This window comes from Paenibacillus sp. HGH0039 (genome assembly GCF_000411255.1).
GTDB lineage: Bacteria > Bacillota > Bacilli > Paenibacillales > NBRC-103111 > Paenibacillus_F.
The window spans coordinates 751,438-777,989 of the sequence record NZ_KE150413.1 but is presented as its reverse complement, the minus strand read 5'-3'; the positions used below and the strand labels follow the sequence as shown (position 1 = coordinate 777,989).

The following is a 26,552-nucleotide window of genomic DNA, read 5'->3' as shown; positions in this document are numbered from 1 at the left end:
TCACTCCAGTCTTGCCCCTCCGAGCCGAACTTATTCGATGGTGTAGCCGATTCCCCAGACCGTCTTGATCATTTGCGGACGGCTTGGGTCCTTTTCGATTTTTTCACGGATTTTGCGGATATGAACCATGACGGTATTGTTCGATTCGAAAAAAGGCTCGTCCCATACGGCTTCGTAAATCTGCTCCATGCTCAGCACCTGCCCTCTGCTGCGGGCCAGCACCTGAAGAATCGCAAACTCTCTGGGCGTCAGTCTGACCTCGCTGCCCTCCACATATACTTTATGGGTTCCCAAATTAATGAGCAGGTCCTCGATAAGAATTTCATTCTCGTTTTTGGCGGGACGGCTGTTGAGCTGCCGGTACCTGCGGAGCTGCGATTTGACCCGTGCCAGCATCTCCAGCGGGCTGAACGGCTTGATCACGTAATCGTCGGCCCCGATGCTCAGCCCCGTGATCTTGTCGATCTCCTGACTTTTGGCCGACAGCATGATGATCGGCATATGCTTTTCTTCCCGTATTTTCATGCACGCCTCGATTCCGTCCATCCGGGGCATCATGACGTCCAGAATGATCAGATCGACTTCGTTTTCATTCAAAAGCTCGAGAGCCTCGGCGCCGTCGGATGCTTTCAACAGCCGGTAGCCTTCATTTTTCAAGTAAATCTCCAGAAGATTGGTGATTTCGGTCTCGTCGTCGACAAGTAGAATCGTTCCCCCGTACATATCTGCACCTCCAACACGGCTAACGGTTTGCTTGAATAACCGCCCGTTTTCTGTCTTTGTCCTTAATGATACCATATCCTATTTTGTGGGATTCCTTAAACTATTTTAAGATAAGCGCCCGTAACATAGTAAAAAACCCCGCCCGAAGGACGGAGTTTTCGCTTGGCGCCGCCGGAGCTTCGCCAGTTATGTTTACTTGATGTCGTAGAACTTGTACAAATCGTCGAGAAGCAGATTAGCCGCTTTAACGCCGCCTGCCGTGTTCCAGGTTACGTCGTTCACCTTCTGGGCCTTGCCGTTCTTCACCACGTTCAGGTTCTGCCAGAGCGGATCCTTAGTAATCGCTTCTTCCTGCTTCGTACCGTTGCCGTCGCCCGTTTCATACGTGAAGTAGAACAGACGGTCGGAATCCACTTCCGGCACGCGCTCTTTCGTAATTTCCTCCACGAACGTATCCTTGGCTTTTACAGGCGTACGGGCAATGCCGATCTGTTTGAAAATAATGCCGGTAAACGTATCGTCGAGATAGATGCGGGTTTTGCCGGCCATAAAACGCACGACGGAAACTTTCTCTTTCAGCTTGTCGCCCGCTTTGGATTTGAAGTCTTCAATGCGCTTGTCGAAGTCGGCGATCAATTTCTCGCCGTCCGCTTTTTTGTTCACCGCCTCGGCATAGAGGCTGAAGTTGTTCTTCCACTCGCCGCGCAGCGTTTCGGAGAATACGGTCGGCGCAATCGCGCTGAGCTGGGCGTAAACCTTCTCCTGGCGCATTTTGTTGCCGATGATCAGATCCGGTTTCAGGCTGATGATCGCTTCCATGTTCGGCTGATGCTCGTCGCCCACGACGGTTACGCCATCCATATCAGCCTTGATGTGATCGTACCAAGGGTTACCGGTGAACGATTTAACCGCTCCGACCGGCTTGATGCCCAGAGCCAGCAAGGCTTCCGTTCCTTCATTCGTCAGAATGACGACGCGTTTCGGCGCAGCCGGCACTTCGGTCTCGCCCATGGCATGTTTAACCTTGATCGTTTGTTTCGCTGTATCTCCGGGTGCGGGCGATGCCGCTCCCCCATCCGAAGCCTGGTTGCCTTTGCCGCAGCCTGCCAGAGCAAGCGCCATCGCAAGGACGATCAGACATAGTACGTAAGATTTGCGTGCTGCTGATTTCATTCGTTGTATTCTCCCCTGTCCGTTCTTGGTGATAATGATTATCATTCACAAGGAATGATACCTTTTTACAGTGAGGTTGTCAACCTGAAACCTCTCGTTTTTCCGCCAAAACGATTCGTTTCCCCATGTAAAAATCTTCCTCTGCCTGCCGGGTTCTCTCGCTTATAGGAAAGGTTCCTTGTATAATTCCACTAGAAAGACCGGACGGCAAAATGAACACGCCGGCAATAACGCACAAAAAAACGGACGGAGCGGCAATGCCGCGCGGCATATCGTGCCGTCCTTCCTATGACCCTTGCCAAGGTACGAGTCCCTCAAGAACCGGACCCGACGGGGGCGCGATTCCATTCCTTCAAAAGGAGAGTCGATATCTCTTGACCATGCTTCTCCTCGCCTGTCTGTTCACCCTGATTATTCACGCGGCCGAAACGTCCGCCTACGCCTTCCGTCTGGCCGGAATCCGGACCGCCAAACTGGCTGTCGCCCTTTCGCTGGCGGGTATGATCGTCCTGATCTCCCGGACTTCGAACATGGTGCAGGGCCTGATGATCTCCGGCATTGCCGATAAGGCCGGACAAACCGACCCCCATCTGGCGCTGGCCCCGTTCCGCTTCGTCCTGATGTCGGCATCGGTCGGAACGGCAGTAGCGATCGTGCTGTTTCCGACGCTCGTCTCCTTGTCGGCGCGGATGATCGCCCATTTCGAAGTCACGGGCTCCATTCCGTCCCTGCTGAAGGCCACGGCCAACGTGCACGGCATCAAGCAGGCCCGCAAGCACCTGCGCCCGCCCCGCCTGCAGATGCTCTCCCGCCTGCGGATCGGCGGGGTGCCCAAACGCCTCGTGCTGCTCAATGTCGTCGTCACGGCCATCTACACGGTCGGCGTCCTGGCGGCCCTGTACGCGTCGGCCTTCAGCCCGGACAACAAGTCGCAGGCCACCATGTCCTCCGCCCTCATCAACGGCATCGCCACCATTATTATGACGCTGCTGATCGACCCGAAAGTCGGGCTGCTGACGGACCGAGCCATGCACGGCAAAGCCAGCCAGGAGGCCGTAAACAAAATGTTCGGCCTCCTCATGCTGTCCCGTCTCGCCGGAACGATTCTGGCCCAGGTGCTGCTCGTCCCCGCCACCTCGTTCATTCTGTGGGCGCTCACACTGTTCTGAGCGGGAGACCGGGTGCGCGGCCGCGGAACTGAATACCGACTGCCGGAAACGGACGGCCAGGCAAGCTGTCAGCCGTGTCGGAAGCGCGCTGTGTGCGGGAGAACGAACCCGCCCGCCGACAGCGCAACCGGACAGACCGGACCGACCGTCGCCCGGACCGTAACGGCTTCCGATAAGAGCTTCGGGGCTTGCCCGTATCGCCTCTCTTCCGTCTGCAAGCCCCCGATTTGCTACCGGGGGCTCTTTCACGTATGATGAGGAAAAAATCGCCTTTCAGGGCTATGACGGGACGGTGTTACTCCTATGATCGGCCCCTCCGCAGGGACTGAACGCATCATCGCGCTCGATATCATCCGCGGCTTTGCTCTGCTCGGTATTTTCCTGGTCAATATGCCGACCTTCAGCGGAAGCGAATTTGCGGTCTACCACGGCGCGGACAGGTGGCTCCGGCTGCTGTTCGATTTGTTCGTCCAGGGAAAATTTTACCTGATTTTTTCCTTCTTGTTCGGGCTGGGCTTCTATATCTTCATGTCGCGAGCCGAACAGAAGGGATACGGGCCCGGCCTGTTCCGCAGGCGCCTGCTCGTGCTGCTGCTGATCGGCTTCCTGCATTTGGCGCTCTTCTGGAGAGGAGATATTCTGACTCTTTACGCCATCACAGGCTTCCTGCTTCCCGTTTTTTACCGGATGAAGACGGAAACCGTCCGCAAGTGGGGCCTCCTCCTTGTGCTCGGCTACCTGCTGCTGATTCTCGGCCTGCCCGCCCTGATCATCGCGCTGGTCGCCTACGCGAGGGGAGGGATCGATCCCTCCCTGGGAGGCCCCTTATACACGGAAGCCGAAGCCGCCGCAAGCCTTCACGCGTTCCGGACGCTCTCCTGGCCCGACTGGCTGGCGTGGCACTGGCGCAGCGAAGTGTGGGACTCGCTGTCCAGCCAGCTCTCCATGCTGCCCGTCGTCCTGGGCATGTTCTTGCTGGGACTGGCGGCGGGAAGAAGCGGCCTGCTTCATGACGTAAGCGCCCACCGGGAGCGGTGGCGCAAGATCCGCAGCCGGTATCTTGCGCTCAGCCTCCCGCTTTTGGCGGCCATCGCGGCCATTTACGCGATCGGGGCGGAAACCGATCTCAGCCTCGTGACGTTCTTCCTCGTCTACACAAGCGGGTTCACGCTGGCGTTTGTCTACATCGCCGGCCTTGCCCTGCTTCTCGAAAATCCGGTCTGGCAGCGGCGGCTCCGGTTTCTCCAGCCTTACGGCCGGATGGCGCTGACCAATTACTTGTCGCAGACGGTCCTCTGCGTCGTTCTGTTTCTCGGCTTCCGCTTATACGGTCAAGTCAGTCTGTGGCAGGGCACCCTGCTCTGCCTCGTCGTGTACCCGCTGCAGATCGCCTTTTCGGCATTCTGGCTGAAAAGATTCCGCTACGGGCCCGCCGAGTGGCTCTGGAGAAAATGGACCTACGGCCGCCTGTCGCCGGGACGCGGGCAAAGCCGGTAAATAAATCTTCGGAATCTCGAGGGGGCCGTACTGCGGCGCTTGCGGCTAAATTTTGCGGGCCCCGGTCCGGTCCAACGGAAACCACACACGGCCGGAGCGTTTTAGGACGTCAACGGCGTGCAGCCTTCATCATCCCGCCGATATTCCCGCCCGGTCACGCGTTCCCGCTCCGGCCCACTCTTCCCGGAACTCCGCGGCCGCACAAAAAAAACAGCCCCTTATGCAGGCAAGCATGAGGGGCTGTTTTCGCTAGCTAATAAAGCCTGAATTCTTTCTTGTAAACCGCCTCGTCGTCGTTGGAGTCCATAATCCGGACTTCCAGCGTACACTTGCCGGGAAGCGGCAGGTAAGGTCCCTGGGTGTAATAGGTGTACATGTTGTACCCCTCCAGCCAGTTTTCTTCCTGATTCTCCTGAAGCTCCAGCGGAATCTGGATGGGAGCCAGCGTGGCCTCCTCTTCTTCCTTAGGCTCGTACTGGGCGTTCATCTGCACATGCTTGGGCGGTCCCATCGTATCCAGCACCCAGACCGTCACCTTGAACGTGTTGGTGCCCGGTGCTTTCGGAGACACTTCGGCCGTCATATGCACGCTTTTGCCCATCTCGTGCCAGTTCAGCGGCTCATTCGGGGGAGCCGGAGACAAGTAAGTGAGGACGCCGACCACCGCAAGGATAATCAGCATAAAGCTGAAATCCACCTTGTAGAGCTTCGCTGTCGCCTTGTCCCGCTTGTTCTTCATCGTATAGCGCAAGAAGGCGGCCGTCCCTACGACAAGCACGACGACGCCGACCTTAACGAGCATAAGAATACCCCACTGGGTATAAATGATCATATCCAGACTGGGCAGGAATAACAGCGTCAGCACGACGCCGCTCACGGTAAGCGCGATAATCGACCCTAGCGCCGCTCCTGAGAAGCGGCCCAGGAAGGAGGTAAACTCCTCCCTTCTGTTCCGGTACACCGCGGCTGCCGCCGTCAAGCCGCCTACCCAGACAGCCGCCGCTCCCAGATGGATAAAATCGGCGGCTACGCTCGCCGAGACGGGCGGGAACGTTACCGCATGCCCGGACAGGGCTTTAACCGCCAGCAGCGCGGCCGCCCAGGCATAGTCCAGCCAGGCGGCTCGTCCGAGCAGGACGAAGCCCGACAGAGACAAGCCAAGCGCTGCGAGCCAGGAAATACCGATTCCCGTACCCGTCAGCAGACTGCCGAGCTGGGAAAGTCCTCCGTCGCCGAGGAGAGCCTCCACATGTGTAAGAATGACAAAAAGCAAAGCAACCAAGTAAAACCGCTGCAGATTCAGCGTCCATTTCGCGGAAACTTCCTGCGGCAGCTTGCGGCCGAATTCCGAGCGCCTCCAGAGAAGCCAGCCGGTCAGCGCGAGCATCGCCGCGTACCACAGACCGCGCGCCGCATACTGGATCAGCCCGTCTACGCCCGAGCTGCCGAGATTATGGTTGTGTCCGGCGGTCGTGCCGCCCGTGTTCCCGTTCTGCGCGGCGGGCGCCGCATTGCCGACCGTGAGCGGATAACTCCCGCCCACCGGGTGACCGTCACCCGAGATGACGTGGTAGGACACCACGTACAGCCCGTCGTCCAACTTCGGCAGCTGCAAAACGATCCCCGTCCGGTCTTTCGTCATCGTCGCCGCATTGTCCGTAACCTTCGCGCCCGACTGGTCAAGAACACGTATATAGTAGACGCCTTCTTCCAGCGGCTCGTTAAAGGTCAGTTGGATCTGTTCCGGCGCCTGCGCCAGCGTACTGTTCGGAGCGGGGTCGGTCCCGGTCAGAATTGCATGCGCAAACGCCTCCCGGGGAAACAATCCTCCCAGGATGACGAGCAGGCACAGCAGACCGGCCGTAAAAAGGGCCCGCCGTGCCGTCTTCACTACCTTTCCTTTCATGTTCAGTCCATCCGCCTCCAGTGTCTTTGTAAGTCACGCTTCCCGGACCTTTAATCCCCGGGGAGCGGTTTGCGGCCTGTGTACCCGTCCTGCCGGCTATGATAATAACCGATGCGTTCCTCTCCGCTGCGCCAGCAGAGGAGGACTTCTTCGCCGCCCAGAATGGACGGAAAATCCACAAGGCCGGAATCAATGTCCTTTAGCTCGATACCTTGATGATAAAAGTGCTGAATCATTCCGCGGGCTTCGATCTGCAGAAATTCAAGATCGCATTCCAGCTCGAAGAGCGGATCGTATGCTTCTTTTCCGCCCAGCCTGCGGACCGCCTGTCTTTTTTCACGCAGCTCCGCATACTTGTCCTCAAACTTCTTCTTGATTTCTTTGAGACCGGAGATCTGATCCTGTACCGCAGGCAGCAGGCCGTTGGCTTCCTCTACCGTAAAATACCTTTTGGCCATTTACTCCACCCCCTAAGATCAGTGTACCAGAAACAGGTTCCTCGAATCGAATGTCTTGAGCGGTCGGCCTCCTCCAGTATACGCGATGAAAAAGGCGGAGAAAGAAAGCTCAGATGACAATTCCATGAAAGAAGGGAGAAGTCCTGCTTCTGTTTCTGTGCTGTACTTTCACAAAAAATTTCATTAAAATCATTTCAAATCCTATTTTCCGAAAAAAAAGGCGGTGCCCCCATGAGCTTGTCCAAGCAGGATTTTTATATCGTCGATGTATTCGCCGAAAAGAAATATGCGGGAAATCCTCTCGCCGTCGTCATTTGTCCCGAGCCGCTGCCCAACCCGGATATGCAGAGCATTGCCCGCGAAATGAATTATTCGGAGACTACGTTCCTCCAGCCGGAACCGGATGCGGACGGGAGCTACCGGGTCCGTATCTTTACGCCGAACAGCGAGCTGCCGTTCGCCGGTCACCCTTGTCTGGGGACCGCCTGGATCATCCGTCACCTTTACAGTCCCGATGCACAGGAAATTACCCTGAAAGTTCCCGCCGGAAACATTCCGGTCACCTTCGGCAGCGACGGCGTGCTCTGGATGGAGCAGCTTCAGCCTTCTTTCGGAAGCCCTATTTCCGCTTCCGCCGCCGCAGCGGTAATCGGACTGGAAACGGAGGAAATCGACGAACGCTACCCCGCTCAAGTGGTATCGACCGGCATCCCTTTCCTCCTCATTCCCGTGAAAACCCTCGCCTCGGTGCGCAGCGCGGTTTACCGGTCCGAAGCGGCGGCGGCGCTGCCTGCCGAGGCCGCCGTCCCCGTTATGCCGTTCTGCCCGGAGACTTACGATACCGCGAACGGGATCAACGCCCGCGTGTTCGTGGACGAACTCGGAGTGCCGGAAGATCCGGCTACGGGCAGCGCTAACGGCTGCCTGGCCGCTTACCTGGCGCGCTACCGCTATTTCGGCGGCCCGTCCGTCGAAACGGCTGTCGAGCAGGGCTATGAGATCGGCCGACCGTCGCTGCTATATCTGCGGGCAAGCGAAATGAACGGCCGATTCGCCATCCATGTCGGCGGACGCGTATTTTTTACGGCGCAGGGGCAGCTCGTGTAAAGCGCTCTTGCTGCCGATGTCCGACCGGGCAATTCGGTCCCCGGCTTACCTTCCATTAAAAAAAACCATTTCCGGCCTGCCCCAGGCTGAAATGGTTTTTTAATTGGATGAAGCGGACGCACGCCTCTTAATCCAGAAGCCGCTTCACGTTCATTTCCAGCTCGACCATCGAGAACGGCTTGGTCATGTACTCGTGAACGCCGAGCTTTTGAAGCGTGTCCATGCTTTCTTCTTTTTTCCGACCGGAAAGCATGATCACCTTGCACATGGTTCCCGTCACGGGAGGCTCGGTGTTAAGACGTTCCAGCAGCTCGATTCCGCTCATTTTGGGCATAATGCCGTCCAAAATGCACAAATCTATGCCGCCTTCGCGGATACGCTCGTAGGCGGCTTCTCCGTCCGCCGCCTCTTCGATATCAAGAGGCAGGTGCTGAAGACCCGAGACCACAATGGCGCGCAAAATCTTATCGTCGTCCACGACGAGCAGCTTGGGACGATGCCGGAGGCTTCCCTCGGAACCGGCCGGAGCGGCTTCCGTCTCCTCCTCGATATAGATCCGGTCTTTGCCGTCCTGCTTCGCCCGGTACATCGCCTGGTCGGCCCTCAGAATCCACTCGTCTATGGACAGATCCGGGTGCCAGGCCGACACGCCCGCGGAGAACGTAATCCAGTAGTCCTCCCCCTCGTCGGACACGATCGGCTGAAGGTGCGCCACCTCAAGCAGAGCGCGCAGCGATTCCGCCGCCGCTTCCGCTCCCGTCCCCGGCATGACCACGACAAACTCTTCTCCTCCGAAGCGGAAAACAAGGTCCGTCGAGCGCATCCGGGTCTGCAGCAAATGCGCGAGACCTTGAAGAACCAGATCTCCCGTATGGTGACCGTGCCGGTCGTTGATCCGTTTGAAATTATCGATATCGATAAAGGCGAGCGAGATGGCGGACGGATAGCGCTGCACCCTCTCCAGTTCCAGCTGAATCTGGTGATCGAAGTACCTCCGGTTGAACACCGCCGTTAAGGGATCGCGGAAGGCCAGCTCTTCGAAATTTTTGGTTCTTTTCACAATCCCGTAAATGCGTGCGGCCAGCTCTTCATATTGAAAAGGCTTCGTCACGTAATCATCCGCGCCCAGATGAAAACAGCGAACTTTATCACTTAAATCGTCACGGCCGGACAACACGATCAGAGGCACCCATTTCAAAGTCGGATCTTCCTTGAGAAAATCGAAAAGTTCATAACCCGACTGCGGGTACATCATAAGATCCAGCGTAATCAAATCGTAGGCCTGCTGCCGCAAAAGCAGCTTGGCGGACGGGACGTCGCTCGCTTCGTCCACTTTGTAGCCGTCCAGTTCGAGCCGCCGTACCAGATACGTGCGCAGCACATCGTCATCGTCTATGATCAACAAGCGCCTTTTGCCGCCCATTGTGTGTACGATCCCGTTTTCCTTCTGTTCGTCCACCTCGAGCTCGATCACCGAAACATCGTGTTCCATCAGCAGATGACGGATATATTCGCTCGTATGCGTGACGCTTTCATTGACCAGAGGGGTGAAATCCGCCGTTAACGCCGCAGATGGATGAAGGGACTGCGTCCATTCCCACACGCGGACGAGTTCCTCGGCGATTTTGCCGATCCTCCCGAACTGGAACATGGGGGCGCTCCCTTTCAACATGTGAACGATCCGGTACATATCCTGAAGATCCTTCACCTCGGGCGAGGAAGCTATGATCACCAGCAGGTCGTCCATCTGTGCGACTTGATGGGCCAATTCCTTAATGAACAGCCTGCGCCCCTGCTTCAGCAGCCGTTCGTCTCTTCCCTCGGCATCTGCGCCATGCCCCCGGGAGCTCGGTTGATTCATGGTTGAGATTCACTCCGTTCGTAATCGCGTAATCGCTGTCATGCGCCGCCTATAAGAGCCTCCACGGTATCGACCAGCTGAAGAGGGCTAAACGGTTTGACAATATAAGTGCTGACACCGGCCGCAGTCGCTTTCTCGCGATCCTTGTCCAGAGCCTTGGCGGTCAGCAGGATAACGGGCACTTCGCGGTTGATCCCGCCTTCCGAACGCAGCCATTCGCACACCTCGACCCCGGTTTTCTCCGGCATCATATAATCCAGAATAACCAGATCGTAACGCTCTCTAACAAGCTCGGCAACCGCTTCTTTACCGTCCATAACCTCCGTGATGGCGTATCCTTCGTCCGAAAGCGTCTCGGTCAACAAAAATCGGAGTGCGGCTTCGTCGTCTGCGAGCAAAATGCGGTATGGATTCAACTCCATTCCTCCTGTTCGTCTGCGGTCTGTCTCTACACCGATAGGGTTCGATTAATATTTCCGAAATCCTTCCATAAACTATCCACCGCAACTTTTTATCTATGATAGCACACGAGCCCGATCCGGGTAAAAAAATTTCCAGCCTCTGGGGGAGACTGCCGGAAGACATAGAAAAACGGCGGCCTAAGAGGTCGCCGTTTTATGGTGTCGCGGCAGCTTCTTTGAGCCGCTCGCGTGTTTTTCCAATGATCTTGCGTATGCTGTCTTCCGATAGATGAAACGTCTGAATCAGCTCCAGCACGGTTGAACCGTTTTGGTATAACCGGAATATTTCGCGGTTGCGCCGTTCTATGATGAGGCGGGTTCCGTTATTTTCTCCCCAGCCTGCGCGTTTCTTCTCTTTCTTCGGAACGTAAATGATCTCTCCCTGAATGTAATTCTGCAGCTCTTTAAGCAAGCTGGCCGGAAGAATATCCTTGCCGTTCTTGTAACTCATCGGATGAAAACCTCCTCGAATTGGTCGTGTATGATCCGTACCGCATCGTCAAACGTAGAGGGTCTTCATCTTCCGCACCTGCTATCATTCATAAGGAAAGATATACACGATAGGTATCGTGCCGCAGCTTGTATGTATATACAAACAGGTGAACGGTACTTCCATGATGATAGCAGTTAGAAAATGAGCACCTCTACGGTGACTTTCACTCTTACTGTTTGAACAAATTTCATGGAAACCATCTCCTTTCACCTAATTTTTTTGGGTTTACTATTTCCAATTATATGGAGTCGGCCTGTTTTTGTCACGCACATTTCACATAATCTTCAGGAAAATAAAAACCGGGGGCGCTGCCGCCCCCGGTTCGACACGGGCTTCCGCTTACGCAGAAGCCACCTCCATTGTCGTGTTCATTGTTCCGAATCACTCCTTTCCTGATAGAGTGGAGCCGGCCGGCTGCATCTCTATTAACGCATATTTGCGGGCCCGTTCTCAAGGGGGAGATTCGTTATAGTCGTTCTTTCCAGATATTCCTGAAAACCGGAGCAGCTCCGCAGATCCAGGCCGGATTCGGCTCTCGCCGTCAGCCGTCCTGCGTCACCTGAAGCAGGACGTGAACGCGCCGTACCGCGGGCTGTGCACCCGGCTCCGATGGCCGGCCGTCCTGCGGCGCCACACCGCCCCAGCCCGCGCGAGGCCCCTCACGCGCTCCAAGGCGGGCGGACCGCAACGCCCGCCTCGTCCAGCGCCGCCCGGACCGAGCGGGCGATGACGGCCGCGTGCGGGCCGTCCCCGTGCACGCAGACCGTCTCCGCGGTCAGCGGCACGGTCTCGCCGCGCGCGCCGGTCACGGCGCCGTCGCGCACGAGGCGCAGCACCTGCGCGGCCGCCTGCGCCGGATCGCTCAGCAGCGCTCCCGGCTCCGTCCGGGGCGTCAGGGTGCCGTCCGGCCGGTACGTCCGGTCGGCGAACGCCTCCGCCGCCGTGCGCAGCCCGTGCGCCTTCCCGGCGCGGAGCAGCTCGCTGCCCGGCGGTCCGAGCAGCACGAGAGCGCCGCCGCTGACGCGCAGCGCCGCCCGGGCGACCGCATCGGCCAGATCGCCGCGTGCGGTCGCCATGTGGTACAGAGCGCCATGGGGCTTCACATGGCGGAGATTGCCGCCTTCGGCCTGTACGAAGGCTTGAAGGGCTCCGAGCTGATACAAAGTCAGCTCATAGACTTCTTCGGCGCCGACTGCCATCTCCCGGCGGCCGAAGCCGGCCAGGTCGGGCAGCCCGGGATGCGCGCCTACGGCGACGCCTTTCTCCAGGCAGAGCGCCACTGTCCGGCGCATGACGCCGGGATCTCCGGCGTGGAACCCGCAGGCGATATTCGCCGATGAAATGCTCTCCAGCAGCTCCTCGTCCCGGCCGAACCGGTAAGCGCCGTAGCTTTCGCCCATATCGCAGTTCAAATCGATCGATACCATGCCTTATCTCCCCATCCTTGCGCGTACTCCGGTCTGGAGCAGCCTCAGGTTCATTTCCTGGCGCATCAGCTCCGCCTGCGCCTCATGCAGCGTCACTTCCGCGAAACGCACGGACGCCCCGGGAGCAAGCTGGCCCAGAACCGGCAGATCCGCGCTGATGACATGCCCGATTCGCGGATACCCGCCTGTCGTCTGGCTGTCGGCGGCCAGCACGATCGGCTGTCCGTCCGGCGGAACCTGGATCGTCCCGGGCGCCGTGCTCTCCGATACGAGTTCGCCCGGAACGGACAGTTCCAGGGCGGAGCCTTGCAGCCGGCAGCCCATGCGGTCCGATTGGGGCTGCACGCGGTAAACACTCGCGGTCAAGGCGTCCAGACCTCCCTTGAACCGGCCGGTCTCACTGCCGCGGACGACACGAAGCACCGCGGGGTTCCCCGCCGTCCCGCCAGGTCTGACGGCCCAGGAGGCCTCCCACGCGGTCGCCCGGACATCGATGTCTTCAGCGGAAGCCTGAAGCCGGAGCTCTGCCATCATCCGCTCGGCGGCCGGTGACGGCCTGCCCGGCAGCAGCTCGTCGCCCGCCTGAAGCGGCCGTCCTTCCAACCCGCCCAGCCCGGCGCGGGTGTACGTGCTCCGGCTGCCGAGCGCAAGCGGAACGTCGACGCCGCCCGCGAGGGCAAGATAGCCCCGGCATCCGTTGCGTCCGCTTCCGAGCGTGAGCGTCGTCCCCGCCCGGATATATACGGGGCGCCAGCCGGGAACGGGTGTCCCTCCGGCGTATACCGCAAACTCCGGGCCGCACCATGCGGCCAGCGTGTCTTGACGCAGCAGCAGCCGCGGACCCTGCAGCGTCCATTCCAGAACGGCCGCATGCCGGGGATTGCCCGTGAGGATATTGGCCGCCTGCATCGACAGGACGTCCATTGCCCCTCCGGAGACAAATCCGAAGCGGCGGAAGCCGAAGCGCCCCGTATCCTGCACGGTCGTGTACAACCCCGGATTTTCGACAAGCAGGCTCATCGGCGGTTCCCCTCCTTAGCCATCTCCGTTTCTGCGCGGCAGAGCCGCTCGTAATCCTCTTCGTCTACAGGCACGAAGCGGACCGTGTCCCCCGCCTGCAGCAGCACCGGAGGATTTTCGCGCGTCCGCAGCAGATCAAGCGGCGTACGGCCGATAATATGCCAGCCTCCCGGCGAAGGCAGAGGATAGATCCCGGTCTGGCTGCCTCCGATTCCCACCGATCCGGCCGGAATGGCAACCCTGGGATTAGATCTCCGCGCAAGAGCCAGAGAAGAAGGAAGTCCTCCCAAATAAGGAAATCCGGGTACAAAGCCGATCATATAGACCCGGTATACGCCTCCGCTGTGCAGCCTCACAACTTCTTCCGGGCTCATCCCGAGAATACGTGCGGCATCTTCCAAATCCGGACCGAAGGAGCCTCCATAACATACCGGAATAAATATTTCCCGCGACGGAGAAGCTGGAAGAACCGAATGCTCCGCGGCACCGGTTTCTAGAACACGCTCCAGATGCCGGCGAACCCAGGTGTAAACGACAGGCTCCCCGCCTGCCAGCATGGCCTCGGTTTCTTCCAGCTCCGAAGCAGAGAAATGCCTGCCGGCGGCCACCGCCGCTTCTACGACGGAGTACCAGACCGTGACTGTCGTATATGTAGGTACGATCTCGACCAGTCCCGGAAACGGGCTGCGGCTGATCGTCTCCGCCGCCTCCAGAACACGCCGGTGTACTTCCTCGGATATGCTTTCACCCAGACGAAGCACGACGGCCTGGTCTCCAAGCGGCTCGAAAACGATTGCAGAACTGCATTTAGGCTCCACTTTTTGCGTCTCCCCGTTTCAAAATATCCCCTGCCGTGTATTATTTAGTAGACATGAAAAAAAGACCTCTGGCGGGAGATCTTTTTTCGAAAGACGAAGGAATCAACGGACTCCTTATATTTGAATTGTAATGGACCTTTGGGATACGATTCGATCAACCGATCAAACATATTTGTAAGTCGCTAAAACAATTAAACCACACCAAATAAGCTTTGTCAACCATGTATTTCCGAGGCGCTGTCCGGACGCTCATACAAATCCAGCTTCTCTTTGAGCGCGTAATTTTCCTGCAGCAGGCGTTTGATAAACGCTTTGTCCCTCTCTTTTTTGTCGAGAAGATCTTTATATTTTTTGAACATGCCCAGAGAGACCATCACTTTTTCTTCGATCTCGTCCATCTCTCCGCGGATGTTCGCCAGGCAGCTCCCCGTAATGCGCGACTTGCTGACAGTCATAATATTGGCCAGCAGTACGTAACCGGTAAGCTGCTTTTCTTTGCCCGCTTCCAAATACGTATAGTTTCCCTTGAGTTCTACGGATACGCTCGGAATGCCCGCGGTATGCGTAATAGGCGCGATGATCGTGTTCCCGGAATGTTTATTGCCGACGTCGTTTTGTAAAATGATGCACGGACGCTCTTTCTCTTCTTCGCTTCCGATGCCTTTTCCCAAATTGCATTTGTAGACTTCTCCGCGGCGCAGGGCACGCGTTTTCGCTTTGTCGGACAGGGAGTCCAGATAGATTTTCGTTTTAAGCCACTCCAAGTAATCCTGAATGCGGGTAAGATCCGTTTTCAAAGGGCCACCTCCGTTGTGATTGCGGTTTGCCATGAACAAAATTCCCCTTTCGTGCTGTGTAAGAAATATTCTGTTTTAAGGTAAACTGGGTAACGGATGAATCTGCCGGACACGGATGCCGCCTCTGCCCGAGAAACCATTCCGGATTTCATTCGTTATACTAATGTACAAACCCTTTTTTACGAAACATTAAAACAGTCCAGTTGATCTTTCACTACCCGAAAAAGGAGCTCCTGAAACGCCGTGACTTGGGAATCTATAAAAAATGTGCTGACCGAAGAAAATATTGCGCAGCTTTTGTCTCATTATAATTCTCTCGGTCCATTGCCCGGTATTTTGCTGACGTTTATCGAAGCTTTCATTCCCGTTCTTCCGCTGTTCGTGATTGTCATGGGAAACGCCGCGTCCTACGGGCTCGGCTTCGGCTTCCTGTACTCCTGGCTCGGCACGAGTCTGGGCGCGACCTGCCTGTTCCTGCTGTTCCGCAGACTGTCCAATACGGCGTTTATGCAAAAGCTGACCCGCTCGCCCAAATTGCGCAACGGGATGAATTGGATTCATAACCACGGGTTCGGCACGATCTTCCTGCTGAGCTGCTTCCCGTTCACGCCTTCTTCGCTGGTTGTGGTGGCGGCGGCTCTGTCCCGGGTCGAGAAAATGATTTTTCTGCCGGCTATCGTAGCCGGAAAGGCGGTTATGGTGTTTACCATGGCGTTCGTCGGGTACGACATCATGTCTTTTATCCGCCAGCCCTGGAAGTTCCTCATCGTCCTGGTCGTGATCGGCCTGCTTTGGCTGCTCGGCAAAAAATTCGAGACCCGCATGCATCGGGCTTAAAAAACCCTCCGCCAGGAAGAGACCCGTTCCGCAGTGCTGCTTTGAAGCTCCTTGTCGAGGGGCTTTTTTATTTGTAAACCGTGCTGTTCGGGCACGGCTTCAAAAAAAAGCATCAAGGCTTGGAAGCGGGCGGGCATGGAGTAAATCATTGACAGTTTGCTCCGCCTGCCCGGTCTTTATTCCCGCTGCCGTGAAGGAACGGTCCGTTCCACGCAATCCGCGAGCGTCCGGCAGGACCTCCGGTCACCGGTCACCGTCACGAACGGATTCTCTCCTCCAGAAAGGCCAAACGGAATATTTGCTTGGGGCGTCCTTTGGAAACGCCGCGTTCTTCGCCGATAACGTCGACAAGCCCGGCATCCTGCCAAGCCAGCAGGAAGCGGTGGGTGCTGCGCACCGTCACGTCGAGGACGCCCGCAAGCTCCTGCGCCGTGTAATCCAGCTTCCCGAAGCGGGTTACGTACGCGACCAGCCGGCTCAGGTAAGCGGGCGTCATTCCCGCCCTCCCCGCTTCCTTGATCAGCTCGGCATCGAGCAGGGACAGGTCAAAGCGGTTCGGCTCCGTCATCTCCAGCGGACCGATGACACTGCGGTCCTCGCGCACGATGAACGTGATGTTGCCGCCCGCATCTTTGGAGCGCCGCAGGGCAAGGCGGGCATGCGTACCCGCTTCGTTGGCGGAACGGCCGAAGCCGATGCCGATGCTCAGCGTGAGGTCGTGCATGAGCGACAAATCTTTGGCCAGCGGGATCGATTTGTAGCCGCCCGTCTCCCGCTCGAATATCCCTCTCGTCGTCATGAACAGAAACTCGTCCCCGCCGAGCGTGTTCAGATACCCGTCGAGATGTTCGACGTAGTCCAGCACGATCCGGTGAAGGTCCAGCTTCATCCGCTGCACTTCGTGCTCGGAGCCCGACCTGGCGGCCAGCCGTTCGAATCCGTCGATGTTGATGAACCCGATGACGATCTGGCCCTCTTTGCTCCGGCGCGTCTCCGTGGAGAGCAGCGCGCGCTGCAGCGAAATCGTCATATCGTGCTCGGTCGGGGCGATCCATTCGCTGCGCAGTCCTTCCTTCGTCAGAGCCTCCGCAACCGCCTTCATTCCCGTTAGGGCGACTGTGTCCCTTGATGCCCCTGCCCGGTGGAAGTCAACCAGCTCCTGCAAGCTGCCGTCGCTCTGTCCGCCGTAACAGACCACGTCCATGCCGTTCTCCCCGAGTTCCCTCAGCGCCTTGGCTACGACAGGCTCCGTCAGTCCGTCTACGGTCAGTTTCCCGGGGGAGCCGGTATGACCGGCCAGATAGAGCGCACGGTATAAGCCCGTGCCCGTCAGCGGCACATAATGCGCCGGAATCCGGAACGCAACGCTCTGCTTAGCGAGGCGGAATGTGTCCGGGTCCGTAAAAAGCAGCACCTCGGCCTGCTCGCCGAGACGCTGAACGTCCGGAAGCCGGTGCGGCTCCCCTTCCCATTTTAAAGACAATGGATGAAAAGAAGGAAAAGCTTTGATCGTCTCCTCCGCTTTATCGAGAAGTTCTTCCGGACCGATCAGTCCGATCACGATTTCGTCCCGGCTGGGGGGTCGTTTTATTTCCAAGCTGCACATCCTCCTTGTCCCTGGCCGGATTTCCGCTGCGATAAGCACATACCTCGGCAATCCGCGTGTTGTAGGCGTTTACATTCTTACTCTATTCTAAAGAATGACTTTATTTAAAGACAAATCTTTAAATTGTCTTTAAATAAATTTAATGTTCTTTCTTTTTTAAAAAAGGTGTGACGAATATCACAGAGGACTTGTCATATCTTAATAGAGAGGTGAGTTTATTTATGTTTGATATACTCATATACCAGAAGCAGAAAGTTAAAGTCAGCTGCGGCAAAGATACCATTACCGGTGTCATTTCCAATCACTACGAACAGTTTGGTCTGATTAAGATGGATAACGTCCTTCTGCCGATCGAACACATTCTCATGATTGAAGTTGTGGAGGAAGAGGGCGATCCGTTCTGTTATGCGGACCTGCCCGCTCAATCGATTAATAAAGGAGCTTCCTTACGGGAAATGCTCTATTGAGTGACCCGCAGCCGGCCCTTTGACCCGAGGGGCCGGTTTTGCTATGCCCGAAGGCTTTTTTTCGTCCGAAATAGGACACTAAATCCATTAGACGAAAGTTTCTCCAAAAAGTCGCGGTCTGCGAAGAGGAAAATTTCTCTCGCCTTGTTGCTCCGGACGCGTTACGGTATATTGGGTACATCCGTTAAGACAAGAATCATTAATCTATGCAAAGGACGGGCTGTTATGTCGCTTAAAACCCTCAAATGGCTGGCCGCTTTGACCCCTGCCCTGTTTATCGGAGGATTCGAGTTTATCCGGCATGAATTCATGCTGAGCTATATGTCCATGGAAACCGGAAACTGGTACATTACGTTCCTCACTCTCCTCGTCTCCTATGTCTTCGCCACCTGGATGTTCCGCAGTATCGAGCGTACCAATAACCGGCTGGCCCGCGAAACGTCCAAACGCGCCGTCTATGAAGAACGCGAACGGCTGGCCCGGGAGCTGCACGACAATCTCGCCCAGACGCTGTTTTTTATCAACGTGAAGCTGAAGCAGGGGAAGACCGAGGAAGCCAAAGCCGCCGTCTCCGAAATCGACCATCATCTCCGTCAGGCGATTTTCAATCTCCGGACCCTGCCCGAGGAAGGGACCTCCTTCACCCTGCGCATCGGCAAGTGGCTGCAGGACTGGGAAGTGCTGACCGGCATTGAAACCGTCCAAAATCTGCGGGCGACCGACAAAGTTCTCACAGCTGCCGAAGAAGTGCAGATTTTCGCCATCATCCAGGAAGCTTTCACCAATATCCGCAAGCATTCCCGCGCGACCCAGGCTTCCATCGACCTGGAAACGAGCGGCCCGGAATGGTCGCTCAAAATCGCCGACAACGGAGTCGGATTCGCAGAGGACGAATCCCAGCGGCACCGCTACGGCCTGACCATGATGCGCAAGCGGGCCGCCGAGCTCGGAGCCTCGTGGGAACTTCAGTCTTCGCCCGAAAACGGTACGGAGCTGTCCGTCACTTCATCAAGGAGGAAACCCTATGTCAGAGACCTGCTATCGCGTTCTCATCGCGGATGATCATCCCCTTGCCCGCCAGGCAATCCAGAGCTTGCTGGAAGACGATTCTTCATTCACCGTCGTCGGCGAAGCCTACAACGGCGAGGAAGCGATCGCCCTCTGCGGCAACCTGCAGCCGGATGTGGTGCTCATGGATATCCATATGAGCCCCGTGAACGGCCTGGAGGCGACCCGCCAAATCAAACAGCGCTACCCTCACATCCGCATCGTAATCCTGACGGTGTCGGACGATGTAGCCGATCTGTTCACGGCCGTCCAGTTCGGAGCACAAGGCTATCTGCTCAAAAATATGGACCCCGACGAGTGGCTCAACTACCTGCACGCCCTGCTCGACGACAATTCCCAGGTGGCCCGCCAGATGGCGGACCGGCTTATGCGGCGCTTCCGTCAATCGGGAACACCGGCCGCCTCCGGTCAGCCTCTGCCTCAGCTTACGGCCCGCGAACATGAAATCGTCCTCTATGTCGCCGAAGGATACAACAACCGGCAAATCGCGGAAAAGCTGCTCATTTCGGAAAACACCGTTAAAAACCATATGAAAAATATTTTCGAAAAACTCGGCATGGATAACCGCGTCCAGCTTACCGCCTATGCCGTGAAACACGGTATGTCACGAAAAGATCATAACTAGGGGGCAAAAATAGCCCAGTTGAGTCATACTTTCTCCCACCCGCTTTGGGTACAGTAGAAGTACTACAAGATTGCGAGAGAAAGGGAGTTACTCATGAACAAGCTTAAAATACAAGCGGCCGCCGTTGTAGCCGGTTTGATGCTCTTTGCCGGCGTGGCCAGCGCCCACGTTACCGTTAATCCTGCCGAAGCGACGGCGGGTTCCTATCAGAAATTTACAGTTCGCGTACCGACGGAAAAAGATGTGCCGACTACCAAAATCGAAGTGAAATTCCCGGTAGACGCCGTATCCATCTCGCGTTTCGAGCCGAAACCGGGCTGGAAATACGAAATTGCCAAAGACGGAGCGGATAAAATCACGGGTGTGACCTGGACCGCGGAGAACGGCGGCCTGACCAAAACCGAATTCGGCGAATTCAACATGCAAGGCAAAGTGGCCGACAACGCCACTTCCATCGTCTGGAAGGCTTATCAGACTTACCAGGACGGCAGCGTAGTGGAGTGGACCGGCGCCGAAGGCTCGGACAAGCCCGCTTCCGTAACGAAGGTTGCCGCTAAACCGACCGGCGCAGGCACGGACAGCCACGGCCATACAAGCACGGCGCCGGGCAGTGCCACTGCGGCACCCGCCCAGCAGGCAGGCGCTTCCGCGAGCAATACGCCGCTGTATCTGTCGATTGCCGCTGTAGTACTGAGCGCGGCTTCCCTGCTGCTCAGCCTGTTCAGAAAACGCGCCTAAGCAAAGTTATGTTCCGTTTCCCTCCTGCTAGAACGGCGGGACGGAAACAAAAAAAAGCTGCGGGAATGACGATTCCGCAGCTTTTTTTTGTTCACTTGAAAAGACCTGAACCGCTCTTTACGGCGGTTCAGGTCTTTTTGTGCGCCTGAGGCGATGCGTATGCGATGCGATACAGCGCGAGCGGCCTGAGGCGAGGCGAGACGCTCCGAGACGCTGGAGACGGCGCGAAGCGGCCCTGGGCGCTACGGGGAACGGCGGGGCACCGCACGAGGCGAACCAAGCCGCCGCCTAAAGACGCACCCGCCGGCCCGTCTCACGGCTCTCGTTCGCCGCTTCGATGAAGCGGATCACTTCGAGCGTCTCCCGTATGCCGACCGCCGGCTCGCCGCCGCGGAACAGCTCCATGACGCGCTCAAGCAGGCTCGCGTAGAAGGGCTTCGCGTCCGCGGAGATATCGACCGCGCGGCTCCCCCCTTCGCGGTGCACCACCGCGCCGAACGCGGGACTGCCCTGGCGGCTGCCGCGCACGGTCCCGATGCGGCCGTCGGCCCAGACGCCGACGACCACCTCGTGCGACTCCCCGGCTGCCGCCGTGACGTGCACGCAGCCCGGGCCAAGCGCGGCGTACAGCATCTCCACCATGTGGATGCCGTACCAGAACAGGCCGGGCTGCGTCGGCTCCAGCGCCAGCGGGCCGAAGCAGTCGGCTCCGGTGACCGCTCCCTTCTCCGAGCCGCCAAGCGCTTCCGTTAAGCCTTCGGCGAAACGGAGGGACGAGCTGCTCAGGAGCGGAACGCCGTGCCGTACGGCCAGAGCGGCGATCTCGCCGGCATCCCGCGAGCTGACGGCCAGCGGCTTGTCGACGAACACCGGCTTGCCGTACGGGGCGATCTGCCGGAACTGTTCGGCGTGTACCCGGCCGTCCGCCGATTCAAGCAGGATGGCGTCGCATGCCGCCGCAACGGCCGCGGGAGAATCGGCGATTTCCACGCCGTATTCGCCGCGGAGTTTCTCGGTGAACCCTCCCACGCGTGAACGGCTCAGCTCGAAATCTTCCGATCCGCCCGGATAGGCGATCACAACCCGGCCGCCCGGCACATGCCAGGGATGCCCCGGGTCGTTGAGCAGTTTCGTAAATTCGACGGCATGGGATGTGTCCAATCCGATCATGCCGATTCGTAAACTTGGTTGCTGCACCCTTAACGCCCCCGTTCAGCTTTCCCGGCTTATGTAAGCCCCGGGTTAGTTGTGTAGCGGTTTTTAGAAAAAACTCCGGCAAGAAGACCGGGCAGCCGCAGGCGCATGAATAACCGGCCTGCGTCCCGTCTTGTTTACCGTCCTTAAGAATGCCCTGCGCAGCCGGATCCCCCGTTACCGTGCCGGACTCCCGATACTATTCTGACGTATATGTATCCGCTTGTGATTTCGATTCCGGCACCGGCATTTTCGGCGTCACTGCGCCCGCTCGTACACCCGGAATGTATAATCATACGGATTTTTCTCATCCCGAATACCGGGCTCGTCGGAAACAAGCGTCCATTCGCCGGGATCAATCTCCGGAAAGAACGTATCGGCTTCGAAAGTATCGTCGATAAACGTCACGTACAGCTTGTCAACGTGAGGCCAGAACAGCAGGAACACTTCCGTTCCGCCGATCACGAAAACCTCCCCTTCCGTGTAACGTTCCAGCACTTCTTCCACCGTATGGACGACCGTGCACCCTTCAGCTTTAAAGCCGCTTTGCCGGGTCAGGACAATATTTTCACGATTCGGCAGCGGGCGTCCGATTGAATCGTATGTTTTCCGCCCCATCAGAATCGGATGACCGGTCGTCATTTTTTTAAAATATTTCAAATCCGCCGGCAGATGCCATGGCAGCTTGTTGTCGATCCCGATCGCATTGTTGCGGTCCATCGCAAAAATAAAAGAAATACCCACCTGGCCAACACCTCTTCCCGCGACCCATGCGAACCTTGCGGCCGTTCATGGATCATCCTATTTTCCGTCCTAATTCGGTCCGAAACGTGCTCTGCTGACACCCTGCGCAATCAGATCGCGATCGGAGCCTTAATACCGGGATGCGACTGGTAGCCGACAAACTCGAAGTCTTCATAAGCGTAATCGAAAATAGAATCCGGCTTGCGCTTGATTTCAAGCTTGGGCAGCGGAAACGGCTCTCTCGCAAGCTGTTTCTCCACCTGTTCCAGATGGTTCAGGTAAATATGCACGTCCCCGCCGGTCCATACCAGGTCCCCGACTTCGAGATCGCACTGCTGCGCGACCATGTGCGTGAGAAGCGCATACGAGGCCAGATTGAACGGCAGACCGAGGAACGTATCGACCGAACGCATCTGGAACATGCACGACAGCTTGCCGTCCGCCACATAGAACTGGAACGCGTAATGGCAGGGCGGCAGCGCCATCTCATCTACCTCTGCGACATTCCAGGCGCTTACGAGATGCCTGCGAGAATCCGGGTTGGTTTTAATCTGGTCGATCACTCGGGTAATCTGGTCGATAGTCCGTCCGTCCGGCGCCTGCCAAGTGCGCCACTGGGCACCGTACACACGGCCCAAGTTGCCGTCCTCATCGGCCCACTCGTCCCAAATGGTGACGCCATTGTCGTGTAAATAGTGAATGTTGGTTTCACCTTTCAAAAACCATAAAAGCTCGTGGATAATCGAGCGCATATGAAGTTTTTTAGTCGTCAAAAGCGGAAAGCCTTCCGCCAGATTCATCCGCATCTGACGCCCGAACACGGAAATGGTTCCGGTTCCCGTGCGATCTTCTTTGCGGGTTCCGTTTTCCTTGATATCCTTAAGCAGTTCCAAATACTTATTCATTTCCAAGCGCACCTCGAATCATCGGTTTTCCTTTTTTCCGGATAAAGTCTGTCCTTAGTATATCAGTTTCCTCCTCCCCGGAAAATGAAAAAGAACTTCTCCTTATTCAGAAAAAGTTCCCTGTTCCCCGTTCCCTTCCGGCAGCCGGAAAGAAGCGTTCCCTTTCTTAGGAGGAGAACGCTTCTTTTATAGACCCCGAACGGCTCTGCAGAGGCAGAATCGTCTAGACTTCGGCCCAGATCCGTCTCACGTTGTCCATGGCGATTTTGGAGCCTTGTCTGCACTCTTCCATGCCTTCGAATTCGATGGACAGATAGCCGTCGAAGCCGGAACGCTTCACCAGACGCAGCACTTCCCACATGTCGATATCGCCCTGCCCGGCAATAGCTCCCCGTAGGTAGTTGCCTGCCGTGGTCTTAAACCAGCCTTCACCCGGATTCCGGTAAGAAGGGCGGAGATAGAAATCTTTGATATGTACAATGGAGGCAAACGGCAGATTTTTCTGCACGGAAGCGACCGGATTTTCATCCGCACACATAAAGTTGCCGATATCCAGCGTCGTCTTGAAGTTCGGGCGGGCCACGCCTTGAACGACGGTAAGCACCCGGTCGCTCGCCTGCACCAGATAGCCGTGATTTTCGATGCTGGTCGTAATCCCGTACTGAGCGGCGTAATCCGCAATCGTCCGGCACGCTTCGATCATGCGGCCCAGATTCGCGTTGAACGTACGGATGGAAACGTCTTCATGGCGGGCCACATCATGGCGCATCAGCTTAACGCCCAGCTCGGCCGCTACATCGACTTCCCGCTTCACCCGGGAAATTTCATCCTGGTAAGCGCCCTCATTTTCCGTCAGGAAGTTGGCTCCGACCGCATAATTGGAAAGCTCGATGCCTGTGGACTTCGCTTTTTCCTTGATGCTTTGCACAAGCTGGGGTTCCCGGGTAAAATCAATTTCCAGCGGAACGACTTCCATATGTTCGCCGCCGTTAGCCGCAATCCAATCCAACGCACTGACATAGTCCAACTCCCCGGCTCTGATGGCACGGTACAAACTGTAAGAGCTTAATCCGATTTTCAAAATGGGCCGCCTCGTTTCTCTGTAAGGGTTATAAGTACACCTGTATCATAGAAAACCGTTCCGCAAGAAGCAAGCTCTCTTCTTCTTCATATAGGAGCGTAATCGGCGCCCAGCCCCCCTTTTTCGTAAAAATAGCCCCCCATAATCCCTCTTCCTTCCAAAATCGGCTCCGTACGGATACCTTGTGACCGATTTCGCTGTTTCCTTTAAAAGAGACGGAGGTAATACAGGGTACGGTAAAAAGTCGTCCGTACTCTGCGTACAATCCGGCAATGAGGCGAAGGAGGAAGACACGATGAATAACGGGCCCAAAAAAGAATACGACCTGCGCCGCCTGGCCGGATTCATTTTTTTGCCGCACGGTATCATCCTGTGCCTCTGCGGCCTGTTCAGCCAAGCAGCGACGCTCTGGAATCCTTACATGTGGTGGGGAAGCGTGATGCTTCTCTTCAGCGCCACCTTCCTGTTCTGGACCGGGTTCGAGCGGCAGGCGGAAGAAGAAACATTTTGAGGACGTCCTATGCAATATGACTGGTCCTCCATTTCCCGGACGGTCGGCTTTTACCGGAGGCATCAGGTCATTCCGTCGATTGAAGAGATCGAAGACACCTGGCAGAGGGCCCAGGACGGCAGCCGTGAGGCCGCCATCCGCTTCCTGGACTGGAGACGCCACTGCCTGCTGGCCAAAACGGACGAGCAGCGCGCCGCCATGATCCTCGTTATGAACTATTCGTATAAGCTGTTTAATCGCGGCTCTACATCCTCATAATAAACCGGCTGACCCGGGCATCCCCCTCCCGTCCGGCCGGTTTTTCCATGCCGTTAACGGCGGACAACGGCAAAAAATCCCCGGCTTCCATCAAGGAAACCGGGGATTTGTCTTGCGCGCGACCGGAGCGATTATTACATGCCGGAAGCTTGCATTTTTTGCGAAAATTGTTCGATCGTCAGCGTATCGGTAGGAAGAGGCTGAAGGTTAGCCTTCTTGTTGATATTGCTGTACTCCGTTTTGATTTTCGTACCGACTTTGAACGTACCCTGCTTTTCATCGGTGACGTCCAGGTTCGCGTTAATTTCCTGATAAGCCGGGAATTTATCTTTATTGATAGCTGTCAAAATGTTGAATTCGTTGATTTTCAGTACTTTTTTCAGCTCGTCGATCGCCTTCTGGGTATCTTCCTTACTCGAACCGGCGGCAAGTTCTTTCTTTGCCTTCTCGATTTCGGCCGGATCGACTTGAAGCATGTCTTTATACTTGTCGCTGGATACGAGATCCAGAAGCTGCGGAGCTACCTTCTCGACAATCGTTTTGATGGTAGGTTCCAGGTTCTCGTTGGTAATCTGGAATTTCACGACTTGTTTCGCGTCTACGCTCTCGGGCAGTCCCGCGTTTTTCTTATCGACATCGACAAAGTACGTTTTTTCGTCGAAGTTGGTCGTAAAGATTTTCATCGCGTCTTGACCGAACTGCTGCTGTTTCTTCACGTCGATGGCATTTACGTTCACTTTGCCGTCCGTCGTCTGATTCAGCTCGTTGACATCCACGACGATGTATTTACCGACGGTGTCTTTCGGAATAGGCAGAAGCGGAATGTTCGGAACTTTCACATACATCTTGTCTTTGGTCATGACCATAGGCAGGGAAATCTTCATCGGCATGTCGCCTTTGAGGTTGGCTTCCAGCGTCATTTCCAGCTGCATAGGATCGGCCTGGTAAACACCTTTAGCAGTAACATCCAGGTTTTTCAGGAAGTTAGCTCCCATCGCCAAGCTCGGATCCGCTTTAAGCGCGGATTCCGGGAAATCCAGGTTCAAGGTCATATTCATGTTGAAATCCGCACTGTTCATGGTAGAAGCAGCGGTATAGGATTCCTCCAAAGCCGTTTTCGGTGATTCTTTTTTGCCGCAACCCGCTAATACAACAGTAAAAGTCAACAGTAATACGAGTACAGACATCCAAATTTTCTTGTTCACACGATTTCTCCTCTCTCTATCCCTCACGATAATTAAGAACATGAACGATTATAATACAGCTTCCACAGGAAGCAAAGACAAAAATTTGTATAAAGGAGGAAATTGAAGAAATCCTGCCCTATTTGGAGTTAACCCGAATGGGGAAGGTGTGAAACGCCAGGAACGGTTTATTTTGGAAATTGGCGCCCTATGCGGAGGTTAGAACCGGATGAATATCCGGGTCACATGGTTTTTTACGGTGTATGGACATACTCGGCCCGGAATAAACCGAACCTTTTCCGCAAAAAGAGCGAATATAGAGCATAACGCTTTATGGAGGAGGTAGAACCGATGGTTGCAAAACGGAAGAATAGAAAAGAGCAAGAAGGCGTCCGCTCCGTCACATGCGGCTTATGCTTATCCC

The 26,552-nt window shown here is 56.3% G+C and carries 28 protein-coding genes; 10 read left to right on the top strand and 18 right to left on the bottom strand.

Annotation, left to right across the window (positions count from 1 at the left end):
- Positions 1-30: 30 nt before the first annotated feature.
- Positions 31-723: a response regulator transcription factor gene (locus HMPREF1207_RS17850; RefSeq protein WP_009676061.1), complete on the bottom strand. Its 693-nt coding sequence runs from the start codon at positions 721-723 to the stop codon at positions 31-33.
- Between the two features lie 192 nt (positions 724-915).
- Entirely contained in the window at positions 916-1,896 is a 981-nt protein-coding gene (locus HMPREF1207_RS17845) for an ABC transporter substrate-binding protein (protein ID WP_009676175.1), read from the bottom strand.
- 380 nt (positions 1,897-2,276) lie between these two features.
- Between HMPREF1207_RS17845 and HMPREF1207_RS17835 the strand changes: the two genes are divergently transcribed.
- Entirely contained in the window at positions 2,277-3,065 is a 789-nt protein-coding gene (locus HMPREF1207_RS17835) for a lipid II flippase Amj family protein (protein ID WP_036740467.1), read from the top strand.
- Between the two features lie 303 nt (positions 3,066-3,368).
- On the top strand, positions 3,369-4,562 hold the full coding sequence (locus HMPREF1207_RS17830) for a DUF418 domain-containing protein (RefSeq protein ID WP_009676222.1): 1,194 nt from the start codon (positions 3,369-3,371) through the stop codon (positions 4,560-4,562).
- Between the two features lie 253 nt (positions 4,563-4,815).
- On the opposite strand, the gene HMPREF1207_RS17825 is transcribed toward HMPREF1207_RS17830, so the two are convergent.
- Both HMPREF1207_RS17825 and HMPREF1207_RS17820 read right to left on the bottom strand, forming a co-directional pair.
- On the bottom strand, positions 4,816-6,468 hold the full coding sequence (locus HMPREF1207_RS17825; RefSeq protein ID WP_009676098.1) for a copper resistance CopC/CopD family protein: 1,653 nt from the start codon (positions 6,466-6,468) through the stop codon (positions 4,816-4,818).
- Positions 6,469-6,518: 50 nt separating this feature from the next.
- Positions 6,519-6,926: a DUF2203 domain-containing protein gene (locus tag HMPREF1207_RS17820; protein WP_009676206.1), complete on the bottom strand. Its 408-nt coding sequence runs from the start codon at positions 6,924-6,926 to the stop codon at positions 6,519-6,521.
- Between the two features lie 231 nt (positions 6,927-7,157).
- Here HMPREF1207_RS17820 and HMPREF1207_RS17815 point away from each other — a divergent pair, with 231 nt between their 5' ends.
- Positions 7,158-8,033 carry a PhzF family phenazine biosynthesis protein gene (locus tag HMPREF1207_RS17815; RefSeq protein ID WP_009676097.1) on the top strand — a complete coding sequence of 292 codons (876 nt, stop codon included), beginning with the start codon at positions 7,158-7,160 and terminating at the stop codon, positions 8,031-8,033.
- A 127-nt stretch (positions 8,034-8,160) separates the two neighbouring features.
- Here HMPREF1207_RS17815 and HMPREF1207_RS17810 read toward each other — a convergent pair whose 3' ends face one another.
- The 7 genes from HMPREF1207_RS17810 to HMPREF1207_RS17780 form a co-directional block, all read right to left on the bottom strand.
- Positions 8,161-9,894 carry a diguanylate cyclase gene (locus tag HMPREF1207_RS17810; protein ID WP_009676215.1) on the bottom strand — a complete coding sequence of 578 codons (1,734 nt, stop codon included), beginning with the start codon at positions 9,892-9,894 and terminating at the stop codon, positions 8,161-8,163.
- A 38-nt stretch (positions 9,895-9,932) separates the two neighbouring features.
- Positions 9,933-10,316: a response regulator gene (locus HMPREF1207_RS17805; RefSeq protein ID WP_036740184.1), complete on the bottom strand. Its 384-nt coding sequence runs from the start codon at positions 10,314-10,316 to the stop codon at positions 9,933-9,935.
- Between the two features lie 193 nt (positions 10,317-10,509).
- Positions 10,510-10,806, bottom strand: a complete 297-nt coding sequence (locus HMPREF1207_RS17800; protein WP_009676152.1) for a CD3324 family protein — start codon at positions 10,804-10,806, stop codon at positions 10,510-10,512.
- Between the two features lie 701 nt (positions 10,807-11,507).
- Entirely contained in the window at positions 11,508-12,275 is a 768-nt protein-coding gene (locus HMPREF1207_RS17795) for a LamB/YcsF family protein (protein WP_009675157.1), read from the bottom strand.
- A 3-nt stretch (positions 12,276-12,278) separates the two neighbouring features.
- Positions 12,279-13,295, bottom strand: a complete 1,017-nt coding sequence (locus HMPREF1207_RS17790) for a biotin-dependent carboxyltransferase family protein (protein ID WP_009675154.1) — start codon at positions 13,293-13,295, stop codon at positions 12,279-12,281.
- Positions 13,292-14,113 (bottom strand): 5-oxoprolinase subunit PxpB, encoded by an 822-nt coding sequence (gene pxpB / locus HMPREF1207_RS17785; RefSeq protein WP_009675152.1) that lies wholly within the window; start codon positions 14,111-14,113, stop codon positions 13,292-13,294. The genes HMPREF1207_RS17790 and pxpB overlap by 4 nt, the downstream gene beginning before the upstream one ends.
- A gap of 215 nt (positions 14,114-14,328) precedes the next feature.
- Entirely contained in the window at positions 14,329-14,910 is a 582-nt protein-coding gene (locus HMPREF1207_RS17780) for a type II toxin-antitoxin system PemK/MazF family toxin (RefSeq protein WP_009675151.1), read from the bottom strand.
- Positions 14,911-15,153: 243 nt separating this feature from the next.
- Between HMPREF1207_RS17780 and HMPREF1207_RS17775 the strand changes: the two genes are divergently transcribed.
- A complete protein-coding gene (locus HMPREF1207_RS17775; protein WP_009675150.1) occupies positions 15,154-15,747 on the top strand; it encodes a TVP38/TMEM64 family protein in 594 nt (197 codons plus the stop codon).
- Here the strand turns inward: HMPREF1207_RS17775 and HMPREF1207_RS29340 are convergent.
- Positions 15,744-15,896 (bottom strand): hypothetical protein, encoded by a 153-nt coding sequence (locus HMPREF1207_RS29340; RefSeq protein ID WP_009675147.1) that lies wholly within the window; start codon positions 15,894-15,896, stop codon positions 15,744-15,746. The genes HMPREF1207_RS17775 and HMPREF1207_RS29340 overlap by 4 nt on opposite strands.
- Positions 15,897-16,003: 107 nt before the next feature.
- Complete coding sequence (locus HMPREF1207_RS17770; RefSeq protein ID WP_009675155.1) at positions 16,004-17,344, bottom strand: hypothetical protein; 1,341 nt, start codon at positions 17,342-17,344, stop codon at positions 16,004-16,006.
- 230 nt (positions 17,345-17,574) lie between these two features.
- On the opposite strand from HMPREF1207_RS17770, the gene HMPREF1207_RS17765 reads away from it, so the two are divergent.
- The 4 genes from HMPREF1207_RS17765 (at position 17,575) to HMPREF1207_RS17750 (ending at position 20,251) form a co-directional block, all read left to right on the top strand.
- The gene (locus HMPREF1207_RS17765) at positions 17,575-17,820 is read left to right on the top strand and encodes a hypothetical protein (RefSeq protein WP_009675156.1); all 246 of its coding nucleotides are present in this window, start codon (positions 17,575-17,577) and stop codon (positions 17,818-17,820) included.
- Between the two features lie 225 nt (positions 17,821-18,045).
- Entirely contained in the window at positions 18,046-18,882 is an 837-nt protein-coding gene (locus HMPREF1207_RS17760; protein WP_009675146.1) for a sensor histidine kinase, read from the top strand.
- The gene (locus HMPREF1207_RS17755) at positions 18,845-19,513 is read left to right on the top strand and encodes a response regulator (protein WP_009675149.1); all 669 of its coding nucleotides are present in this window, start codon (positions 18,845-18,847) and stop codon (positions 19,511-19,513) included. The genes HMPREF1207_RS17760 and HMPREF1207_RS17755 overlap by 38 nt, the downstream gene beginning before the upstream one ends.
- Positions 19,514-19,606: 93 nt before the next feature.
- A complete protein-coding gene (locus HMPREF1207_RS17750; protein WP_009675148.1) occupies positions 19,607-20,251 on the top strand; it encodes a YcnI family copper-binding membrane protein in 645 nt (214 codons plus the stop codon).
- A gap of 288 nt (positions 20,252-20,539) precedes the next feature.
- Here the strand turns inward: HMPREF1207_RS17750 and HMPREF1207_RS17745 are convergent, their stop codons facing one another.
- The 4 genes from HMPREF1207_RS17745 to HMPREF1207_RS17730 all read right to left on the bottom strand — a co-directional run bounded on the left by HMPREF1207_RS17745 (position 20,540) and on the right by HMPREF1207_RS17730 (position 24,175).
- Positions 20,540-21,448, bottom strand: a complete 909-nt coding sequence (locus tag HMPREF1207_RS17745; RefSeq protein ID WP_009677190.1) for a Gfo/Idh/MocA family protein — start codon at positions 21,446-21,448, stop codon at positions 20,540-20,542.
- Positions 21,449-21,703: 255 nt separating this feature from the next.
- Complete coding sequence (locus HMPREF1207_RS17740) at positions 21,704-22,189, bottom strand: dihydrofolate reductase (RefSeq protein ID WP_009677188.1); 486 nt, start codon at positions 22,187-22,189, stop codon at positions 21,704-21,706.
- Positions 22,190-22,299: 110 nt separating this feature from the next.
- Entirely contained in the window at positions 22,300-23,094 is a 795-nt protein-coding gene (gene thyA / locus HMPREF1207_RS17735) for a thymidylate synthase (RefSeq protein ID WP_009677200.1), read from the bottom strand.
- Between the two features lie 223 nt (positions 23,095-23,317).
- Positions 23,318-24,175, bottom strand: a complete 858-nt coding sequence (locus HMPREF1207_RS17730; protein WP_009677176.1) for a sugar phosphate isomerase/epimerase family protein — start codon at positions 24,173-24,175, stop codon at positions 23,318-23,320.
- Positions 24,176-24,470: 295 nt separating this feature from the next.
- Here HMPREF1207_RS17730 and HMPREF1207_RS17725 point away from each other — a divergent pair, with 295 nt between their 5' ends.
- Together HMPREF1207_RS17725 and HMPREF1207_RS17720 are read left to right on the top strand one after the other, a co-directional pair.
- Complete coding sequence (locus tag HMPREF1207_RS17725; protein WP_009677180.1) at positions 24,471-24,686, top strand: hypothetical protein; 216 nt, start codon at positions 24,471-24,473, stop codon at positions 24,684-24,686.
- Between the two features lie 9 nt (positions 24,687-24,695).
- Entirely contained in the window at positions 24,696-24,944 is a 249-nt protein-coding gene (locus tag HMPREF1207_RS17720; RefSeq protein ID WP_016423854.1) for a hypothetical protein, read from the top strand.
- Between the two features lie 134 nt (positions 24,945-25,078).
- Here the strand turns inward: HMPREF1207_RS17720 and HMPREF1207_RS17715 are convergent, their stop codons facing one another.
- Entirely contained in the window at positions 25,079-26,149 is a 1,071-nt protein-coding gene (locus HMPREF1207_RS17715) for a hypothetical protein (protein ID WP_009677183.1), read from the bottom strand.
- Positions 26,150-26,552 lie beyond the last annotated feature (403 nt).

What these genes read in the sequence shown, in the direction of transcription:
- HMPREF1207_RS17810 (WP_009676215.1), bottom strand. Translation starts at nt 9,894, where the DNA reads ATGAATCAACCGAGCTCCCGGGGGCATGGCGCAGATGCCGAGGGAAGA.
- HMPREF1207_RS17755 (WP_009675149.1), top strand. Translation starts at nt 18,845, where the DNA reads ATGTCAGAGACCTGCTATCGCGTTCTCATCGCGGATGATCATCCCCTT.
- HMPREF1207_RS17750 (WP_009675148.1), top strand. Translation starts at nt 19,607, where the DNA reads ATGAACAAGCTTAAAATACAAGCGGCCGCCGTTGTAGCCGGTTTGATG.
- HMPREF1207_RS17790 (WP_009675154.1), bottom strand. Translation starts at nt 13,295, where the DNA reads ATGAGCCTGCTTGTCGAAAATCCGGGGTTGTACACGACCGTGCAGGAT.
- HMPREF1207_RS17820 (WP_009676206.1), bottom strand. Translation starts at nt 6,926, where the DNA reads ATGGCCAAAAGGTATTTTACGGTAGAGGAAGCCAACGGCCTGCTGCCT.
- HMPREF1207_RS17825 (WP_009676098.1), bottom strand. Translation starts at nt 6,468, where the DNA reads ATGAAAGGAAAGGTAGTGAAGACGGCACGGCGGGCCCTTTTTACGGCC.
- HMPREF1207_RS17795 (WP_009675157.1), bottom strand. Translation starts at nt 12,275, where the DNA reads ATGGTATCGATCGATTTGAACTGCGATATGGGCGAAAGCTACGGCGCT.
- HMPREF1207_RS17765 (WP_009675156.1), top strand. Translation starts at nt 17,575, where the DNA reads ATGTTTGATATACTCATATACCAGAAGCAGAAAGTTAAAGTCAGCTGC.
- HMPREF1207_RS17720 (WP_016423854.1), top strand. Translation starts at nt 24,696, where the DNA reads ATGCAATATGACTGGTCCTCCATTTCCCGGACGGTCGGCTTTTACCGG.
- HMPREF1207_RS17800 (WP_009676152.1), bottom strand. Translation starts at nt 10,806, where the DNA reads ATGAGTTACAAGAACGGCAAGGATATTCTTCCGGCCAGCTTGCTTAAA.
- HMPREF1207_RS17805 (WP_036740184.1), bottom strand. Translation starts at nt 10,316, where the DNA reads ATGGAGTTGAATCCATACCGCATTTTGCTCGCAGACGACGAAGCCGCA.
- HMPREF1207_RS17835 (WP_036740467.1), top strand. Translation starts at nt 2,277, where the DNA reads ATGCTTCTCCTCGCCTGTCTGTTCACCCTGATTATTCACGCGGCCGAA.
- thyA (WP_009677200.1), bottom strand. Translation starts at nt 23,094, where the DNA reads ATGAATAAGTATTTGGAACTGCTTAAGGATATCAAGGAAAACGGAACC.
- HMPREF1207_RS17845 (WP_009676175.1), bottom strand. Translation starts at nt 1,896, where the DNA reads ATGAAATCAGCAGCACGCAAATCTTACGTACTATGTCTGATCGTCCTT.
- HMPREF1207_RS17815 (WP_009676097.1), top strand. Translation starts at nt 7,158, where the DNA reads ATGAGCTTGTCCAAGCAGGATTTTTATATCGTCGATGTATTCGCCGAA.
- HMPREF1207_RS17830 (WP_009676222.1), top strand. Translation starts at nt 3,369, where the DNA reads ATGATCGGCCCCTCCGCAGGGACTGAACGCATCATCGCGCTCGATATC.
- HMPREF1207_RS17850 (WP_009676061.1), bottom strand. Translation starts at nt 723, where the DNA reads ATGTACGGGGGAACGATTCTACTTGTCGACGACGAGACCGAAATCACC.
- HMPREF1207_RS17725 (WP_009677180.1), top strand. Translation starts at nt 24,471, where the DNA reads ATGAATAACGGGCCCAAAAAAGAATACGACCTGCGCCGCCTGGCCGGA.
- HMPREF1207_RS29340 (WP_009675147.1), bottom strand. Translation starts at nt 15,896, where the DNA reads ATGATTTACTCCATGCCCGCCCGCTTCCAAGCCTTGATGCTTTTTTTT.
- HMPREF1207_RS17760 (WP_009675146.1), top strand. Translation starts at nt 18,046, where the DNA reads ATGTCGCTTAAAACCCTCAAATGGCTGGCCGCTTTGACCCCTGCCCTG.